Below are 16,776 nucleotides of genomic sequence, written 5' to 3'. Positions count from 1 at the left end.
TCCATCGACCGCCCCGTCTACGACACCGCCATGGCCGACCAACTCGACACCGCCACCGAACAACACGGCAAAGGCGACCTCGCCGCCCTCCTCACCGGCACCGACACCTGGACCGTCACCGGCTGACAGCCTCGCAGCGCCCATCCCGCCGAGGCCCGGACGGTCACCGTCCGGGCCTCGGCGCATGTCCGGCGGCCCCCGTAAGGGGCCGTCCCGCACGGGGTTCCGCGTCTCCCCGTGGGGTGCCGGAGCCTCCCCCGTCCCGCCTGTCATGACCGTATGGCGATACGGGCATGACAGGCGGGGGTCTCCGGGTTTACCTTCGTCCTTGCTGCACGGGACGCAGCCAGGTACGAAGGAGGGGCCCGTGACCGAGAAGCCGGCCGGCGAACAGCGCACCGGATTGCTGAACGGCATCGCGGCCTACGGGATGTGGGGGCTCGTCCCCCTGTTCTGGCCACTGCTGAAGCCCGCCGGTGCCGCGGAGATCCTCGCCCACCGCATGGTGTGGTCCCTCGCCTTCGTCGTCGTCGCCCTCCTGGCCGTACGGCGCTGGGCCTGGGCCGGGGAACTGCTGCGGCAGCCGCGCAGGCTCGGTCTCGTCACGCTCGCGGCCGCGGTGATCACCGTCAACTGGGGCGTCTACATCTGGGCCGTGAACAGCGGCCACGTGGTCGAGGCGTCGCTGGGCTACTTCATCAACCCGCTGGTCACCATCGCGATGGGCGTGCTGATCCTCAAGGAGCGGCTGCGGCCGGTGCAGTGGGCGGCTGTCGGGGTCGGCCTCGCCGCCGTGGTCGTGCTCGCCGTCGGCTACGGCCGCCCGCCGTGGATCTCGCTCTGCCTCGCCTTCTCCTTCGCGACCTACGGCCTGGTGAAGAAGAAGGTCGGCCTCGGCGGCGTCGAGTCGCTGGCGGCGGAGACCGCGGTGCAGTTCCTGCCCGCGCTCGGCTACCTGCTGTGGCTCGGCGCGCAGGGCCGCTCCACCTTCGCCGTGCACGGCGCCGGGCACGCCGCGCTGCTCGCCTCCACCGGTGTGGTCACCGCGCTGCCGCTGGTCTGCTTCGGCGCCGCCGCCATCCGGGTGCCGCTGTCGACGCTGGGGCTGCTGCAGTACCTCGCCCCGGTCTTCCAGTTCGCGCTCGGCGTCGTCTACTTCCACGAGTCCATGCCCGCCGCGCGGTGGGCCGGGTTCGCCCTGGTGTGGCTGGCGCTGGCGCTGCTGACCGGGGACGGGCTGCGCGCGGCCCGCCGGGCGGCCCGGGTCCGGGAGCGGATCGGCGCCTCGCTCACCGCGCTCCCGGACGGCGCGGTGGTCGCGACCCGCACCGGTACGGAGCCGGTGGCGAGCGGACAGCCGGCGCCCGGTGCGGCACCGGTGGCGGGAGGCCCGGAGTGCGGTGCGGCGCCGGTGGCGGGGCGGGCCGGTTCGGATCCCGTGGAGGCGTAGGGCCTTCGTTCCGGTCGGGCCGTCCCCGGGAGGAGCCGGGGGGCCGGCCCGGGATCGCGGCACGGCCGTTGCCCTCCTCATCCGCACCCCTTTGACTGTCCGCATGACAGCGACCACCCCCGGGGCGACCCCGGTGCACTTCAAGCTCGTCGTCGACGCCGACGACCCGCATGCGCAGGCCGACTTCTGCGCCGCCGCGCTGCACTACGAGGTCGAGGACAACAGCGCCCTCGTCGCACGGCTGCTGGAGACGGGCGCGCTCGCCCGCACGGACACCGTGGAGTCCCACGGCCGGCCCGCCTTCCGGGACCTGGTCGCCGTACGCCACCCCGACGACCCGTGGGACGAGCAGCGCGGCACCGGACTGGGCCGGCGGGTGCTGTTCCAGCGGGTGCCCGAGCCGAAGACCGGCAAGAACCGGCTCCACCTGGACCTGCACCCCGGCGAGGGGCGGCGGGCGCAGGAGGTCGTCCGGCTCGAGGGGCTCGGGGCGAAGGTGCTGCGGCAGATCTCCGAGCCCAGCGGCGGGTGGGTGGTGATGGCCGACCCGGAGGGCAACGAGTTCTGCGTGTGCTGACGGGCCCGGACCGGGGACCGGGGAGGTCCGGCCCCCGGGTCAGTCCGTCGGCGGGGCGGCCCTGCGGGCGCGTTCGGTGAGGCGGCCCATGCGGGCCCGGGCGGATTCCAGTTGCTCGATGTCGTCCGCCGCGGGACCGTCCTCGGCCGTGAGTCCGGTCCACAGGTCGATCAGGTCGCGGCCGAGCCGCAGGCCCTCCTCCGGGTCGCGCACCGCGCGCCAGGCGGCGGCCGCGCTCTGCACGTTGCCGTAGGCGGCCTCCGCGTCACCGGCACGGCGCCGCACCCGGGCGACGTCCAGCGAGAGCGTGAACGCCCGCAGCGGGTCGGCGGCCAGATAGGCGATGTAGGCGCTGAGTTCGCGCACCCGCAGCACCTCGGCGTGCTCGGGGCCGAGGGTGCCCGACGCCTCGGCGACGGTGTGCTCCGCGAGCGCCGCCGCCTCCTCGATCCGGCCCGCCTTCACGGCCTCGTTGACGCGGGCCAGCGGTTCGGCGAGCAGGAGCGCGCCGCCCGGGCCGCCCGCGGTCCTCGGGTCGTCCCCGAGCACGGCCTCGGCCACGGCGTCGAAGCCGCGGGCGGGTGTGGGCTTGGGGTCCGGCTCGGCCGGGAGGATCAGTTCGGATCCCATCGGCACCCGCGGGGCGGCCGCCGGCCGGGGGCGGGCAGCCGGGGCGGGTGCGGGCGGGGCGTCCATGACCGGGGGCTGGGCGTTCAGGCCCGGCGCCGGGGCGCCCACAGCCGGGGACTGGACGCCCACGACCGGGGACGGGGTGTCCGCGGCCGGGGACGGGGCGTCCATGACCGGGGGCGGGCCGAAGGCTCCGGTCGGTGCGGTGACCGTGCCCGGAGCCGGCCGGTCCGCCGGGGCCTCCTGGACAGCCGAGGTCTCCGGAGCCTCCGGACCTTCCGGGGCCGCCGGTTCCGGGTGCTCCGGCGTGGCGGGCCGCGCGGCGTCCGCGGGCCGCGCCGGATCGGCCGCGCCCCCGGTCCGCGCCGGATCGGCCACGGCCGGTATCGGCCGCAGCGCGTAGGTCGGTGCGGTCCCGCCCGACGGCTGCGGATCCGGGACGGCCCGCAGCGGGAAGGTGGGGGCCGTCCCGCCGGGCGGGGCCTCCTGCACGGCCCGCAGCGGGAACGTCGGAGCGGTCTCCCGCACCGGGTGCGGGGTCTCCTCCGCCGCGCCGGGCTGCTCCGCGGGCTCGGGGAAGCGCTGCGCCGACTCCGCGTCCTCCTGCACCGGCTCGGGGAAGGCGTGCGCGGGCTCCGGCGCCCGGGGCAGCCGGTGCGTGGCACGGTCCGCCGTCGGGCGCGGGGCGTCACCGGTCGCCGCGGGGCGGCCCCCGGCCGACGGCAGCGCGGGCGGCACCGGCGGCGCGGGCGGAGCCGTGCGCAGGGGTTCGGCGGTGAAGACGCTGGAGCCGTCGCCCCGGACGCTGAGCGGGACGACGTAGCCGATGCGCTCGTCGGTGACCGTCGCGTGGACGGGACGGCCGGTCGCCAGGGCGAGGCGGTGCAGGTGGTCGAGCACGGTGTGCTGGATCTCCTCACCCGCGGTGGAGCGGACCGGCACGCCGTCGACCGAGGCCGCCGCGCCGTCCACGGGCACGTGCACGGCGATCGGCACGGCGGCCGGTGCCGCCGCGCGCACGGTGTGCTTCTCTTCCCGCTTCTTCTCGCGGCTCAGTCGAGACATCTGCTCCCTCACTCGGATGCGTGCGATCCGGTCGAACGCGTACTGTCGAGTCTCTCCGCCCGCCTGCGGTTCTCACGTCACCGCGACGTCACAGACTCGCACCAGGAACGGCTTCCGTGTGTCGCCGGTAACGCCCCGGGCGGCAGGATCGTCGGGACGGTGAGGGAGAGCGGGCGGGCATGGGGACAGGTGTGCGGCGGGGACCGGAGATCTGGATCCGCGGGCCGGTGCCCGGCTCCGGCGTGCCGGAGCCCGTGCCCGGCCGGACACCCGGCTGCGCCGTGACGCCCCGGCGCTTCTCCTGGGTGGCCACGCACGGCGGCGCGGGGACGACCACGCTCGCCGCGGTCTACGGCGGCCACGACTGCGGACGGGACTGGCCCGGGCCCGACGCGCCCCCGTCGGTCCTGCTGGTGGCCCGCACGCATGCGAGCGGACTCGACTCCGTGGCGCGGGGCGTGGAGGCGTTCCGCAGGGGGGTCGCGCCCGCCGGGCTCGACCTGGACGCCGTCGTGCTCGTCGCGGACGCGCCGGGCCGGCTCCCCCGGCCGCTCGCGCAGCGCGTGAAGGGACTGGAGTCGGTCATCGACGTCTACCGCGTCCCGTGGGTGCCCGCCTGGCGGCTCGGCGACCTCGCCGGGGGACCGCCGCGCGAGGCGGAGCCGCTGTCCCGCCTCACGGGCGCGGCGGGCCGGAGCCGCTGACTCCCGCGCGGCCGGCCCCCTGAGGGCTCTCAGGCGGTGACGTCCTTCGTGGTGAAGCGTGCCCAGGCCGCCGAACCGAAGACGGCCGCGTACAGGGCCTGCAGCTGAAGGTTCTTCACCAGGTCGTCCCAGTAGACCGGGTCGCGCATCAGGTCGGCGAAGGACAGCCAGTAGTGCGGGAAGAGGTACGGCTGGATCGCGTGGAGCTGGGGGAGCTGGTCGGTGATCTGCACGGTGATCAGCAGGCCCACGGTCGTCGCCATCGCCGCGACACCGCTGTTGGTCAGCGTGGAGACGAACAGGCCGAGGGCGGCGAGGCCGGTCAGCGAGACGGCGACGGCCAGCGCGATCAGCAGGGCCCGGCCCAGGCCGTCGGCGAAGGTGATCCGGGTGCCGGAGATGGTCATGAGGTCCCCGAGCGGGAACAGCAGCGCACCGACGGCGAGCGCCGACAGGGCGACCACGAGGGTGGCCACCAGGCAGAAGGCCGTCGTCGTGGCGTACTTGACGACCAGCAGGCGGGTGCGGCCGGCCGGGGCGACCAGGAGGTAGCGCAGGGTGCCGGCGTTCGCCTCGCCCGCGACCGCGTCGCCCGCGACGACCCCGACGGCCAGCGGCAGGAAGAACGGCAGGGTCGCCGCCAGCGCGGTGAAGACGAGGAACAGGCCGTTGTGGGTGACCTGGGTGAGGAACGCCGGTCCGCCGCCTCCCCCGCGGCCGGACTGCTGCCCGTCGCCCGTCTGGATCCGCACGGCGATCCCGACCAGGACCGGCACGGCCGCCAGCACGGCCAGCAGGGCGAGGGTGCGCCAGCGCCGGAACGTGGTCGACAGTTCGCTGCGCAGCAGCCCGAGCGTCCGCAGCGGGCTCGGCGCACGGCCGGCACCGGCCGGCTCCGTGACGGGCCCCGTGTCCGCGGCCGGCCGCGCGGTCCGTGCGGTCCCTTCGGTCTCCGGATCAGCCCGCGACATCGAACCCCTCCCCCGTGAGTGCCATGAACGCGTCCTCCAGGGAGGCCCGTTCGACGCCGAAGCCGCGGACCCGGACGCCTGCCGTCACCAGCGCGGTGTTCAGCTCGGCGAGGTCGCGGTCCGGCGGGTCGCCGGTGACCCGGTCGCCGTCGGCGGCGACGTCGCCGACCCCCTGCTCCTTCAGCACGCGTGCCGCGTCGGCGGCGTCGGGCGTGGTCACCACCAGCCGCCCTCGCAGCCCCGCGGCCAGGGTCCCGACCGGACCCTGGGTGACCAGCCGGCCGCGGGCCATCACGGCCACGTGCGTGCACACCTGCTCGATCTCGTCGAGCAGGTGGGAGGAGAGGAAGACGGTCGTGCCGTCGCCGGCCAGCTCCCGGACCAGGGTGCGGATCTCCCGCATGCCCTGCGGGTCCAGGCCGTTGGTGGGCTCGTCCAGCACGAGCAGCCGGCGCGGCCGGAGCAGCGCGGCGGCCAGGCCCAGGCGCTGCTTCATGCCCAGGGAGTACGCCTTCGCCTTCTTGCCCGCGGCCGCCGTGAGGCCCACCCGGTCCAGGGCGGCCGCCGCCCGGGTGCGCCGGGTGCGGGGGTCGGCGGTCGGGTCGGCGGCGTCGAGGCGCAGCAGGTTGTCCCGGCCGGAGAGGAAGCCGTAGAGCGCGGGGCCCTCGATGAGGGCGCCCACGTGCGGCAGCACGGCACGCGTGGACCGGGGCATGGGGCGGCCCAGGACGCGTGCCGTGCCGGAGGTGGGCTCGATCAGCCCCACCAGCATGCGGATGGTGGTGGTCTTGCCCGAGCCGTTCGGGCCGAGGAAGCCGAAGACGCTGCCCGCCGGGACGGTCAGGTCGAGCCCGTCCACGGCGAGCTGTCCGCCGCGGTAGCGCTTGGTGAGCGCGCGGGTGCGGATGACGTCGTCACCCGTGCCCCGCGCGGAGTCCGGCTCCGCGGCGGACGCCTCGTCCATCGGCTCCCTCGTCTCCTCGTGCCCCGGGGCGCTGACGCCCGGAGGCGGTCGGCGCCCCGGGGGCGGTCGGTGCCCGTGGGCCGTCAGTGGCCGGTGTCGGCGGCCTTGACCAGCGCGTCCTTGGTGACGGCGCCGACGTAGATCTTGCCGTCGTTCATCATCAGGGCGTTGATCAGGCGGGTCGAGAAGACCGTGCCCTTGCCGAACTTCCCGGACACCGGGTCGCCCAGCGAGCCGAGCATGCCGCCCAGGCCCTTCGCGCCGGACGCGGACGGCGTGCCGCCCTTGCTGCCGGTGTCGAGGACGGCGATGGAGTTCCAGCCCTTGCCGATGACCTTCCGGCCGCCCTTGGCGCCCTTCTCGCCGGGCATCCCCGGCAGCAGGCCGTGCGACGACGGCCCGGCGCCCTTGGGGTGCCGGTGGTCGCCGTGGGCCCCGTCCTTCTCCTCGGTGACCTTCGCACCCTTCGGCGGGGTGAAGCGGAAGGTCGAGGCGGCCGGACGGGCGTAGCTGATCTTCGTGAAGCCGGCGTCCACGACGGCGGCGCCGCCGCTCGCCGGGGTCAGCGTGAACTTCAGCGGCATGCCGGTCTTCGCGTCGACCGCGATGGTGACGGCGCCGACCGTGCTGCCGGACTGCTTCGGCTTCACGACCAGCTTGTAGGCGTCGCGCCCGGCGACCTGGGCGGTCCCGCCGACCGTGACCGAGGTGGTGTCGCCGGCCGCCTTCAGCGCCTGGTCGGCGAAGTCCTTGGGCGTGGCCGGGGCCGGGTCGTGCCGCTTCCCGCCGTCCTGGGCCGCGGTGCTGTGGAAGACCTGGTCGGAGGCGCTGTCGTAGCCCCAGACGTCCTTGCCGTCGTGGATGAGGCTGTACTCGGCGGCGCTCTCGACCAGCGACAGCTTCTGCCGGTCCTGGCCGTCGGTCGCGACGCGCACGGTGTGCGTGCCGGAGGCCAGCTCCATCAGCTTGGAGGACGGGTCGGCGGAGGAACCGGACCCGCCGCGGGGGGCCGCCGAGGCCATGCTGTTCTGCAGTCCGCCGAGGTTCGGCAGGCCCAGGTCGGTGGTGATCTTCACCGTGCCGGACATCTGCTGGACGTCCGACTTGGCGATTTTCTCGATGAGTTGCTGCGCGGTGATCTTCGGCAGGTCGGGATTGCCGGAGTCGGCGAGCGCGGGGACGAGCCCGATGGTCGCCGCGGCCACCCCCACCACCGCGACCGGGACGACGTAGCGTGCGGACCGGCGCGGCCCCGCGCGCAGATCGTCGGCGTCCTCGGCGCGCGTGCTGTCGTCGGTTTCGTACGGTGCCATGTGTGCCCTACCTCCGTCGTCGGCGGCTGCGCGTCTGTCCTCGTCCCCCGCTCGCGCCTTCGCCCGAGCGGGCCGGCACCCCACCACCCCGAGCCGCCATTCTCACCCGAATCGGTGAGGAGCGGTGGTGCCCGTGGTTTCCATATGACCAAATCCGCCGTGAAGAAGCGTCAGACCGCGGACTCAACTCCGCGTACGCCTGCGGTATGACACCGGCGCCGGGGGCACGCACCGCCCCGTAGGGGTCGCCGCGCCGTCCTGCAGCCGCGCCGTGCACCCGGTGTGGCGGAGGGGCGGCGGCGGGGCGGGGTGCCTGCACGGGGTACGCCGCAACGGGCCGGGCTGAGCGGTATCCGGGCGGGGTGCGGCGCGACCGGCGCGGTGGCGGAGGCGGGGCCGATGCCCCGGCGCGGGGTGCGGTGGCGGGCGGCGCCGCGCCCCGTGCGGGGCACGGCAGCGCGCGCCGTACGGGGCGCACCCGGTGCAGCGCGAGGCGGTGTCGGACGTACGGGGGCCGCCCGCCGGTCCGGCCGGAGCCGGACGGGTCGGATCCGCGCGGGGCGGACCGGGCAGTCGCCCGGGGCGAGGCGAGGCGGTGCACGCCGGAGACCCGAACCCCCGTCACGGCACGCGGCTGCACCCGTCGTACGGGGCCCGTGACCGGTCCGGCAGGGGCCGGGCAGGTCGGATACGGCGACGCCGAGCCGGAGACACCGTCGCGGGGGGGGAGACCCGGCGGCGGTGCCGGGCGGGACGGGGCAGCAGCGCGCAGCGGCGAGGCCGGGGGGCGGCGAGAGGGCCCTCCGCAGCGGCGAGGCCCGGAGGCACGGACACGGCGCCCGCGCGCGGCAGCGTGGAGGTGGTGGTCCGGGCCGGCAGGGCCGGACGGGACCGACGCGGGTGGGCGCGGGGGCGGCCGCCCGGTCCGGCCCGGCCGGACCGGCGCGGCCGGGCGCGGGGGTGGGGTGCGGCGGCGTTCGGGCCGCGCTGCGGGCGTCAGCCCGCGCGGTGGACCACCGCGTCGCACAGCTCCATCAGGGCCGCCTTGGCGTCGCACTCCCGCAGCGGCGCCAGCGCGGCGCGCGCCTCCTCCGCGTACCGGACGGTGTCCCGGCGCGCCTGCTCCAGCGCCGGGTGGGCACGCAGTCCGGCCAGCGCGCGGGCGTGCCGCTCGTCGTCGGTCAGGTCCGAGGCCAGCAACTCGCAGAGCGCGAGGTCCTCGGCGAGTCCGAGGCGCTCGGCGCGCTCCCGCAGCCGCAGCACCGGCAGGGTGGCGACCCCCTCGCGCAGGTCGGTGCCCGGCGTCTTGCCCGACTCGTGCGAGTCGGAGGCGATGTCCAGCACGTCGTCGGCCAGCTGGAACGCCACACCCAGCCGCTCGCCGTACTGCGTCAGCACGTCGACGACCGTCTCGTCGGCGCCGGACATCATCGCGCCGAAGCGGCAGGACACCGCGACCAGCGAGCCGGTCTTGCCGCCCAGCACGTCCAGGTAGTGGTCGACCGGGTCCCGGCCGTCCTGCGGTCCCGCGGTCTCCAGGATCTGCCCGGTGACCAGCCGCTCGAACGCCACGGCCTGCACCCGGACCGCCTCCGGGCCGAGGTCGGCGAGGATCTGCGAGGCCCGCGCGAACAGGAAGTCGCCGGTCAGGACGGCGACGGAGTTGTCCCAGCGGGTGTTGGCGCTGGCCACGCCCCGGCGCACCGCGGCCTCGTCCATCACGTCGTCGTGGTACAGCGTGGCCAGGTGGGTGAGCTCGACGACCACGGCCGAGGGCACGACACCCGGCGCGTACGGGTCCCCGAACTGCGCCGCGAGCATCACGAGCAGCGGCCGGAACCTCTTCCCACCGGCCCTGACGAGGTGCTGGGCGGCCTCCGTGATGAAGGGGACCTCGCTCTTGGTGGCCTCGAGCAGCCCTTCCTCGACAGCAGTCAACCCGGCCTGGACATCGGCTTCGAGGGCCTGGTCCCGCACGCTCAGCCCGAACGGCCCGACGACGGTCACGAGGGGTCTCCTGTCTGCTGGTGTCTGCTGGCGACTACACCGTTTGTCGATAGGTCGCTGCCATCACTCAAGTCAGCGTATCCGGTCACGTTTCGATCACCGCCAGCGCCCACCGATACAGGCCAGGCGGTATCGGATCACCACCGGCATGCGGGTGATCGGTTCGTATGAATGCACATGTCATGACTCACCGCCCTCCCGGCGCGGGGGTGCACCCGCACGCCACCCCCGTCACTCAGCGCGACCGGCTTCCGGACCGTTACCGCGAGAGTCCGATTCACCCCTATTGAGACTTCAATTCCCCTTGGCGTTATATGCCCTTCGGGCGTGCGGCCCGTGAATTGGGTCACTCGGCCCCCGTCGGACACGGTCCCGCCGAGTACCCCCGCTTCCCCTTTTCGCACAGGCGAGTTGAGCCTGTGCAGTCGCAAAGGATCATGTGCCTCAAATGCCTCACATCAAGGTCAAGTAGGTCGATGTGTGAATCGGGTACTTGTTCCGGACATGTGCTCTCGCATACGTTCCGGGCCGTCGGGCGGACGCCGAATCCTGCCGCCGCCCGGAACCCATCGACCGAACGCTCACGGCAGGAGCGGGGGACCCAGGTAAGTCGCCGGTCCGGACGCCGTACGTCATCCCGTACGACGCACCGGGACGGCTAGGGGTGAAGTTCGTGCTCCCCGAGCACGGCCGGGCACCTCCCCGCCCGAACCCGACAGCTCACCTCGCAGGCGACGGAGAGGAATTCACATGTCCCCCAAGGGTCAGCCCCGCCGTACCCGCACCGCTCGCCTCGCCCGCACGCTCGCCGTTGCAGGGACCGGTGCCGCCGTCCTCGCCCTTCCGCTCTTCGGCGCGACCGGCGCCTCCGCCGCCACCCCGGCCGCCCCCGTCGCCGTCAAGACCGCCACCTACCCGAACAACCTCGACGGCTGGATCCGCGAGTCGCTGGCGGTCATGGCCAAGAAGGGCATCCCCGGCTCCTACAACGGCATCTACCGCAACATCATGCGCGAGTCCTCCGGCAACCCGATGGCCATCAACCTGTGGGACTCCAACGCCGCCGCCGGCATACCGTCCAAGGGCCTGATGCAGGTCATCCCGCCGACCTTCGCCACGTACCACGTGGCCGGCACGTCGTTCAACATCTACGACCCGGTCGCCAACATCACGGCCGCCTGCAACTACGCGGCCGCGCGCTACGGCACCATCGACAACGTCTTCAGCGCGTACTGACAGAACAACGCCGGGGCCCCGCGGCGGCGGGGCCCCCGGTGTGACGACCGGCGGGCGCCGTGGGGACGGCGCCTACCGGTCCGGGAACAAACGGTCGAGGACGACGGCGATGCCGTCGTCCTCGTTCGACGAGGTCACCTCGTCGGCCACCGCCTTCAGCTCGGGATGGGCGTTGGCCATCGCCACGCCGTGGGCCGCCCACCGGAACATGGGGATGTCGTTCGGCATGTCGCCGAAGGCGAGGGCGTCCGACCGGCCCAGCCCCAGGTGCCCGGCGGCCATCGCCAGCCCGGTCGCCTTGGTGATGCCGCAGGGCTGGAGCTCCACGGTCCCCGGGCCCGACATGGTGACCGTCGCCAGCGAACCCACCACGCTGCGGGCGGCCGCCGCCAACTCGTCGTCGGACAGGTCGGGATGGCGCAGCAGCACCTTGCTGATGGGCGCGCTCCACAGCTCGTCGCGCCGCTCCACCCGTACGGACGGCAGCGTCGGGTGCGGCATCAGGTAGCCGGGCTCGATCAGCGTCTGCCCGTCGACCCCGTCCTGGTCGACCGCCGCGTACACCTGCCCGACCTCGGCCTCGATCTTGCCGAGCGCGGTCTCCGCCGTCTCCCGGTCCAGGGTGACCGACCACAGCAGGCGGTCGGTCGCGGCGTCGTAGAGCTGCGCGCCCTGTCCGCACACCGCGAGCCCGGTGGCCCCAAGGACGTCCAGCAGCGGCCGCACCCTCGGCGCGGGGCGCCCGGTCACCACCAGATGGCGGGCGCCGGCCGCAACCACCCGCGCGAGCGTGGCGAGGGACCGCTCGGAGGGGGTGTCGTCACCGCGCAGCAACGTTCCGTCCAGGTCGGTGGCGATGAGGGCATATGCAAGAGGTGCGGCCATGACCAGAGAATACGGATCCGCCGCGCCCCCGACCCGACGTGCGCCGGACCGCACCGCGCGGCCCGGCCGTTGTCCGCCGAATCCCTCAACCCGCCCTGTCCGAGGCGCTGTTCACCAAGTGGTGCCCGCGGGCTCCAGGATGGTGGTGTTGATGCGGTTGAACATGTTCGTGAGCGAGATCACCAGGATCAGCGCGGACAGCTGCCGCTCGTCGAAGTGGTCCGCCAACTCGTCCCACAGGTCCTCCGGCACCGACTCCTGCGAGCGGTCGGCGAGCCGGGTCATCCGCTCGGTCAGCGTCAGCGCGGCCCGCTCGACCTCCGTGAACCAGGGCGCCTCGCGCCAGGCGGCCACCGACGCGATGCGCTCCTCGCCGGTGCCGGCCTTGCGCAGGTTCGCCACGTGACCGTGCACGCATGCGCTGCAGCCGTTGATCTGGCTGGCCCGCAGCGCGACGATCTCGGCGAGCTCCTGCGCCAGGCCGCTCTGCTCGATCGCCCGCACAAGGCTCCCGATGCCCTTCATCGCCTCCGGCAGGACGTACGCGGGGTTCTTCATCCGTGCCTGCATGTGCTTCCTCCTGTGATCGGACCGCCCGTTCGAGCGAGCGCCGGCGACGCTCACACCCCTCTGACGGATCCGGCACCGGAGATGTGACAGGAATCGTGAACCGGTTTCCACGCGCCCACGGAGTGGCTCCGACCTGGACGGACGTCAGGCAGCGGCCGCGACGGCCGGTCGAGGGGGGCCGGCCGGCGGGTGGGTGGTGGCGGGGTCGGCCCCGGGTGCGGGCCTCCGGGGTCGACCCCGGGTACGGAGCGCCGGTGCGGGCCCGGCGGGCGGCGGGCTCAGCCGCCGCCCGATCCCGTGGCGGCGCCCCGTCGACCGGTCCGCCACAGCTGGTAGAGGTGTTTCGCGCCCGGCCGCACGCAGCGCGCCACCATCGTGAGGAACGGCATCGGGTCGTCGCCCGCGAGCCAGGCGAGCTCCGTCCCGCTCGCCCGGGCCGGCGCGTGCGGTGTGGTGTAGCCGCTGCGGCGGTACGCGAGGAGGGCGGGCAGGTCGATGTTCTCCACGACGAACCGGTGACCGGTCCGCTGCTCCCCCTCCGGGACGGCCCGCCCGGTCAGGTCCAGGTGCATGGCCCGGACCACGTCCACCCCCGCGTCGCTCTCGAAGAGCCGGAACTGGGCGCCCATCCGGGGGTTGAAGTCGAGGAGCTTGTACTGCCCGTCGCGCCGGTCGAAGCGCAGGTCGAGGTCGACGATGCCGCTGAAGCCGATCTGCTTGACGAAACGTGCGGCGAGGTCGGCGAGTTCCGGGTTTTCCACGACGTACGCGCTGGCGGTCATGCCCGCGTGCGGCGGCCAGGAGCGGACCTTCACCCCGGTGAACATCGCCAGCGGTGTCGCGTCCGCGCCGAAGCAGGCGTGCACGATCCAGTCCTCGGCCTCCTCCCGCGGCAGGTACTCCTGGAGGATCACGCCGGGTTCCTCGCCCCAGTCGCGGGCGAGCGCCAGCAGTCCCTCGCGGGTGGTGATCCTCGTGGTGCCGTTCACGGCGGGGCGCCGGCGCCGCACGAAGGCCTCGCGGTTCTTGGCCACCACCGGGAAGCGGGCCGTCCGCGCGAACGCCTCGACGTCGCCGTGGGACTGCGGGAAGGCGGCCGAGGGGCTCGGGACGCCGTGCTCCGCGCACAGTTCGTGCAGGCCCTGCTTGCTGGCCAGGCGGCGCGGCAGGCCGGGGTCGACCCGCGGGAAGAGGAAGGCGTCCGCGAGGTCGTCCTGGTGCTCCGCGATCAGGACCGCGGCCTCCTCGTCGGTGGGCACGAGGACGGTGGGCCGGCCGATGCGGCGGCCGATCCGCAGCAGCCCCTCGACCAGGTGCCCGGCCTCCTCGGTGCCGCTCGTCGGCCAGACGAACGCGCGCCGCAGGTAGCGGGACGCGGCGGCGGGCGTGTACGGGTCCTCGGTGATCGCGTACACGGGGACACCCAAACGGCCCAGGCTGCGGATCGCGCCGACGCCCCCGTGGTGGAGCGGATAGTCGCCGAACTTCACGATCAGGGCCGGTACGTCGCGGTCGGCCGCGAACGGCACACTGACGGCGTTCCTGGCCACGGGTCCCCCCACGTGTCCCCCTCACCGAGCGGACCCACCCCGCCCGCGTCCCCCCAAAGGACGCTAAGCCGGAATTGGCTGCTCCAGCAAGGCCAATTGGGACATTGCAAACTCTTTAGGCACTGCCCAAGACAGTCGACTCAGCCGTAACGTGTGGCCCGACCACATGAAGCGCACCGCACGCGCGGCAGGTCCGGCAGCGTCCCGGCCCGGCGTGCACGAGAGAGAGCACGAGAGGAAGGCAGCACCCCATGCCCCCCTTCGAGGTCCCCGAGGGCGACCCCTTCGGTCCGCACAACCTTCCCTACGGCGTCTTCTCCCGCCCCGGCGCGCAGGAGCGGACGGTCGGCGTCCGGCTCGGCGACCACGTCCTCGACGCGGGTGCGGCGGCGCAGGCGCTCGGCTCCCCCTACGCCTCCCTGCTCGCCCGGCCGAGTCTCAACCCCCTGCTGGCGGCGGGCCGCACGGCCTGGTCGGACGTCCGCAGGGCGCTGACGGCGTGGGTGACGGTGCCCTCCCACCAGGAGACCGTCGCGCCGTTCCTGCATCCGCTGTCCTCGGTGACCCTGCACCTTCCCTTCGAGGTCGCCGACTACGTCGACTTCTACGCCTCCGAGAACCACGCCCGCAACGTCGGGCAGATCTTCCGCCCGGACGCCGAGGACTCCCTGACGCCCAACTGGAAACACCTGCCGATCGGCTACCACGGCCGCGCGGGCACGGTGGTGGTGTCGGGCACCGACGTCGTCCGGCCCTCGGGCCAGCGCAAGGCCCCGTCCGACCCGGCCCCCGTCTTCGGGCCGTCCGTCCGGCTGGACATCGAGGCGGAGGTCGGCTTCGTGGTCGGCGTGCCGTCGGCCCGGGGCACGGCCGTGCCGCTGGGCGACTTCCGGGAGCACGTCTTCGGGCTGTGCCTGCTGAACGACTGGTCCGCCCGCGACGTCCAGGCCTGGGAGTACGTCCCCCTCGGCCCGTTCCTCGGCAAGTCCTTCGCGACGTCGGTGTCGGCGTGGATCACACCCCTGGACGCGCTGGACGACGCGCGGGTGGCGCCCCCCGCGCGCACGCACGCCCTCCTTCCCTACCTGGACGACGCCGAGGAGGAGCCGGGCGGCTACGACCTGCGCATCTCCGTGGCGATCAACGGCCGGACCGTGTCCGAGCCGCCGTTCGACACGATGTACTGGACGGCGGCGCAGCAGCTGGCGCACATGACGGTGAACGGCGCGTCGCTGCGCACCGGGGACCTGTACGGCTCCGGCACCGTCAGCGGCCCCGGGCCGGGGCAGCGGGGCTCGCTCCTGGAGCTGACCTGGAACGGCCGGGAGCCGCTGGAACTGCCCGAGGGCAAGCGGACGTTCCTGGAGGACGGCGACACCGTGACGCTCTCGGCCTGGGCCCCCGGCCCGGACGGCGTCCGCGTGGGCCTGGGCGAGGTGTCCGGCCGCATCGTCCCGAGCTGAGCCGACGGTGGCACGCCGCCTCCGACGACGGCCGCCGGAGGCCGCCGCTCCGCGCCACGGACGGCGAACCGTCACCGGGGGCGGACCGTCGGGGGTGGCTCGTCGCCGGGGGCGGCCCGTCGCCAGGGGCGCACGGATGTGGAACGGCCGTGCGCCGGCGGGGCGGTGGGCACACGCCCCACCGTCCGCCGGCGGACGGTGGGGCGTGTGCCCGGTGCGGGCGCCCGGTGGGTCCGCCGCTCCGCCCCGGCGGGCGGCGGGTTGGTGCCGAACCCTGCCTCCCGGTGCCCGGCGGCGTCATACTGGCGGCAGGCGATGCGTGGGCCTGCCGCCCGCCCACCGCACCACCCGCACCCGCCCCACCTCCGATCAGGATCCGGAGCCCGTGGCATGACCGTCTGCCTGCTCCTGCTGAGCGCCGTCGCCCTGACGGCGGCCGTGCCGGTGCCCCGCGCACTGACCCGGGCGTCCTGGCCGGAGCGGGATCCCGTCGTGGCGCTGTGGGTGTGGCAGTGCCTGGTCGCCACGGTCCTGCTCTGCTGTCTGACCGCGCTGGTCCTCGGCACCGCGGCCGCCTTCCACGCCGTGCGCGACCGGGTCTTCGCCCCGGCCCCGCCCGCGGTGACCGCCGCCTACGGCCTGTCCGCCGCACCGCTCTGGTCGTCCGCTCTCACGCTGCTGCTGGCCTGCGGCGCCGCCTGGACCGCGGCGGTGCTCGCGCGGGAGGTCGCCGAGGCGCGCCGCCGCCGCGGTGTGACCCGTGCCCACCTGCGCGAACGCGCCCCCGACCTGCCCGCCGGACTGCCCGCGGCCCGCGGGCCCGTGCTGGTCCTGGAGGACGAGTACCCCGACGCCTGGTGGATGCCGGGGCACCCGCCGCAGCTCATCGTCACCACCGGTGCCCTGCACCGCCTCACCGGCCACCAACTCGACGCCGTCCTCGCCCACGAGCGCGGTCACGCCCGCGCCCACCACGACTGGCTGCTGCATCTGTCCACCGCGCTGGCGACCGGCTTCCCGCGGGTGCCGCTCTTCGCCCACTTCTGCGACCAGACCCACCGCCTGGTCGAACTGGCCGCCGACGACACGGCCTCCCGCCGCCACGGCCACCTCACCACGGCCCTGGCCCTGATCGAGCTGAACCAGCACCGCGGTGTGCTCTCCTGCGCCTCCAGCCACCGCCTGCTCGGCGAACGCGTGGACCGTCTCCTTCAGCCCACGCCCCGGCTCGGTCGCCGGCGCCGGGCCCTCACGACGGCGGCGGCGACCCTGGTGCCCCTGCTGCCGCTGCTGATCACCTTCGCCCCCGGCCTGACGGCCCTGGGCTGACCGCCCGCACCCGCACTGCGGCCTCCATCCCGGCCCGCGGACCGAACCCGTGCGCTCCGGCG

Annotated in this window: 14 protein-coding genes, 1 pseudogene and 1 riboswitch; of the genes and pseudogenes, 7 read left to right on the top strand and 8 right to left on the bottom strand. The window is 74.6% G+C overall.

What is annotated here, in order from left to right:
- The 3 genes and pseudogenes from P3H78_RS25585 to P3H78_RS25575 all read left to right on the top strand — a co-directional run.
- A pseudogene (locus tag P3H78_RS25585) lies at positions 1-126 on the top strand (2-oxoacid:ferredoxin oxidoreductase subunit beta); the annotation flags it as partial.
- A gap of 241 nt (positions 127-367) precedes the next feature.
- Entirely contained in the window at positions 368-1,450 is a 1,083-nt protein-coding gene (gene rarD / locus P3H78_RS25580; protein ID WP_276111507.1) for an EamA family transporter RarD, read from the top strand.
- A gap of 103 nt (positions 1,451-1,553) precedes the next feature.
- Positions 1,554-2,027, top strand: coding sequence for a VOC family protein (locus P3H78_RS25575; protein ID WP_276111506.1), 474 nt, complete (start codon positions 1,554-1,556; stop codon positions 2,025-2,027).
- A gap of 39 nt (positions 2,028-2,066) precedes the next feature.
- On the opposite strand, the gene P3H78_RS25570 is transcribed toward P3H78_RS25575, so the two are convergent.
- Positions 2,067-3,722 (bottom strand): tetratricopeptide repeat protein, encoded by a 1,656-nt coding sequence (locus P3H78_RS25570; RefSeq protein ID WP_276111505.1) that lies wholly within the window; start codon positions 3,720-3,722, stop codon positions 2,067-2,069.
- Between the two features lie 179 nt (positions 3,723-3,901).
- On the opposite strand from P3H78_RS25570, the gene P3H78_RS25565 reads away from it, so the two are divergent.
- Positions 3,902-4,426, top strand: coding sequence for a DUF6668 family protein (locus P3H78_RS25565; protein ID WP_276111504.1), 525 nt, complete (start codon positions 3,902-3,904; stop codon positions 4,424-4,426).
- Between the two features lie 29 nt (positions 4,427-4,455).
- Here the strand turns inward: P3H78_RS25565 and P3H78_RS25560 are convergent, their stop codons facing one another.
- The 4 genes from P3H78_RS25560 to P3H78_RS25545 all read right to left on the bottom strand — a co-directional run bounded on the left by P3H78_RS25560 (position 4,456) and on the right by P3H78_RS25545 (position 9,681).
- Positions 4,456-5,397, bottom strand: a complete 942-nt coding sequence (locus P3H78_RS25560; protein WP_276111503.1) for an ABC transporter permease — start codon at positions 5,395-5,397, stop codon at positions 4,456-4,458.
- On the bottom strand, positions 5,384-6,361 hold the full coding sequence (locus tag P3H78_RS25555) for an ABC transporter ATP-binding protein (protein WP_276111502.1): 978 nt from the start codon (positions 6,359-6,361) through the stop codon (positions 5,384-5,386). Before P3H78_RS25555 ends, P3H78_RS25560 begins: the two co-directional genes overlap by 14 nt.
- Before the next feature lie 83 nt (positions 6,362-6,444).
- Positions 6,445-7,674 (bottom strand): LolA family protein, encoded by a 1,230-nt coding sequence (locus P3H78_RS25550; protein ID WP_276111501.1) that lies wholly within the window; start codon positions 7,672-7,674, stop codon positions 6,445-6,447.
- Between the two features lie 996 nt (positions 7,675-8,670).
- Positions 8,671-9,681, bottom strand: coding sequence for a polyprenyl synthetase family protein (locus P3H78_RS25545; RefSeq protein ID WP_276111500.1), 1,011 nt, complete (start codon positions 9,679-9,681; stop codon positions 8,671-8,673).
- Between the two features lie 568 nt (positions 9,682-10,249).
- A riboswitch (cyclic di-AMP (ydaO/yuaA leader) is annotated at positions 10,250-10,430 on the top strand.
- A gap of 1 nt (position 10,431) precedes the next feature.
- Between P3H78_RS25545 and P3H78_RS25540 the strand changes: the two genes are divergently transcribed.
- A complete protein-coding gene (locus P3H78_RS25540) occupies positions 10,432-10,917 on the top strand; it encodes a transglycosylase SLT domain-containing protein (protein ID WP_276111499.1) in 486 nt (161 codons plus the stop codon).
- A 72-nt stretch (positions 10,918-10,989) separates the two neighbouring features.
- On the opposite strand, the gene P3H78_RS25535 is transcribed toward P3H78_RS25540, so the two are convergent.
- The 3 genes from P3H78_RS25535 to P3H78_RS25525 all read right to left on the bottom strand — a co-directional run bounded on the left by P3H78_RS25535 (position 10,990) and on the right by P3H78_RS25525 (position 13,901).
- Positions 10,990-11,802, bottom strand: a complete 813-nt coding sequence (locus P3H78_RS25535) for an HAD family hydrolase (protein WP_276111498.1) — start codon at positions 11,800-11,802, stop codon at positions 10,990-10,992.
- A 111-nt stretch (positions 11,803-11,913) separates the two neighbouring features.
- The gene (locus tag P3H78_RS25530) at positions 11,914-12,372 is read right to left on the bottom strand and encodes a carboxymuconolactone decarboxylase family protein (protein WP_276111497.1); all 459 of its coding nucleotides are present in this window, start codon (positions 12,370-12,372) and stop codon (positions 11,914-11,916) included.
- A gap of 278 nt (positions 12,373-12,650) precedes the next feature.
- Positions 12,651-13,901, bottom strand: coding sequence for a carboxylate--amine ligase (locus P3H78_RS25525; protein ID WP_438828043.1), 1,251 nt, complete (start codon positions 13,899-13,901; stop codon positions 12,651-12,653).
- A 272-nt stretch (positions 13,902-14,173) separates the two neighbouring features.
- On the opposite strand from P3H78_RS25525, the gene fahA reads away from it, so the two are divergent.
- On the top strand, positions 14,174-15,385 hold the full coding sequence (gene fahA, locus P3H78_RS25520) for a fumarylacetoacetase (protein WP_276111495.1): 1,212 nt from the start codon (positions 14,174-14,176) through the stop codon (positions 15,383-15,385).
- A gap of 390 nt (positions 15,386-15,775) precedes the next feature.
- The gene (locus tag P3H78_RS25515; protein WP_276111494.1) at positions 15,776-16,714 is read left to right on the top strand and encodes a M56 family metallopeptidase; all 939 of its coding nucleotides are present in this window, start codon (positions 15,776-15,778) and stop codon (positions 16,712-16,714) included.
- Positions 16,715-16,776 lie beyond the last annotated feature (62 nt).

Source organism: Streptomyces tropicalis, from assembly GCF_029269835.1.
GTDB lineage: Bacteria > Actinomycetota > Actinomycetes > Streptomycetales > Streptomycetaceae > Streptomyces > Streptomyces tropicalis.
This window is presented reverse-complemented; position numbering and strand designations above follow the sequence as displayed.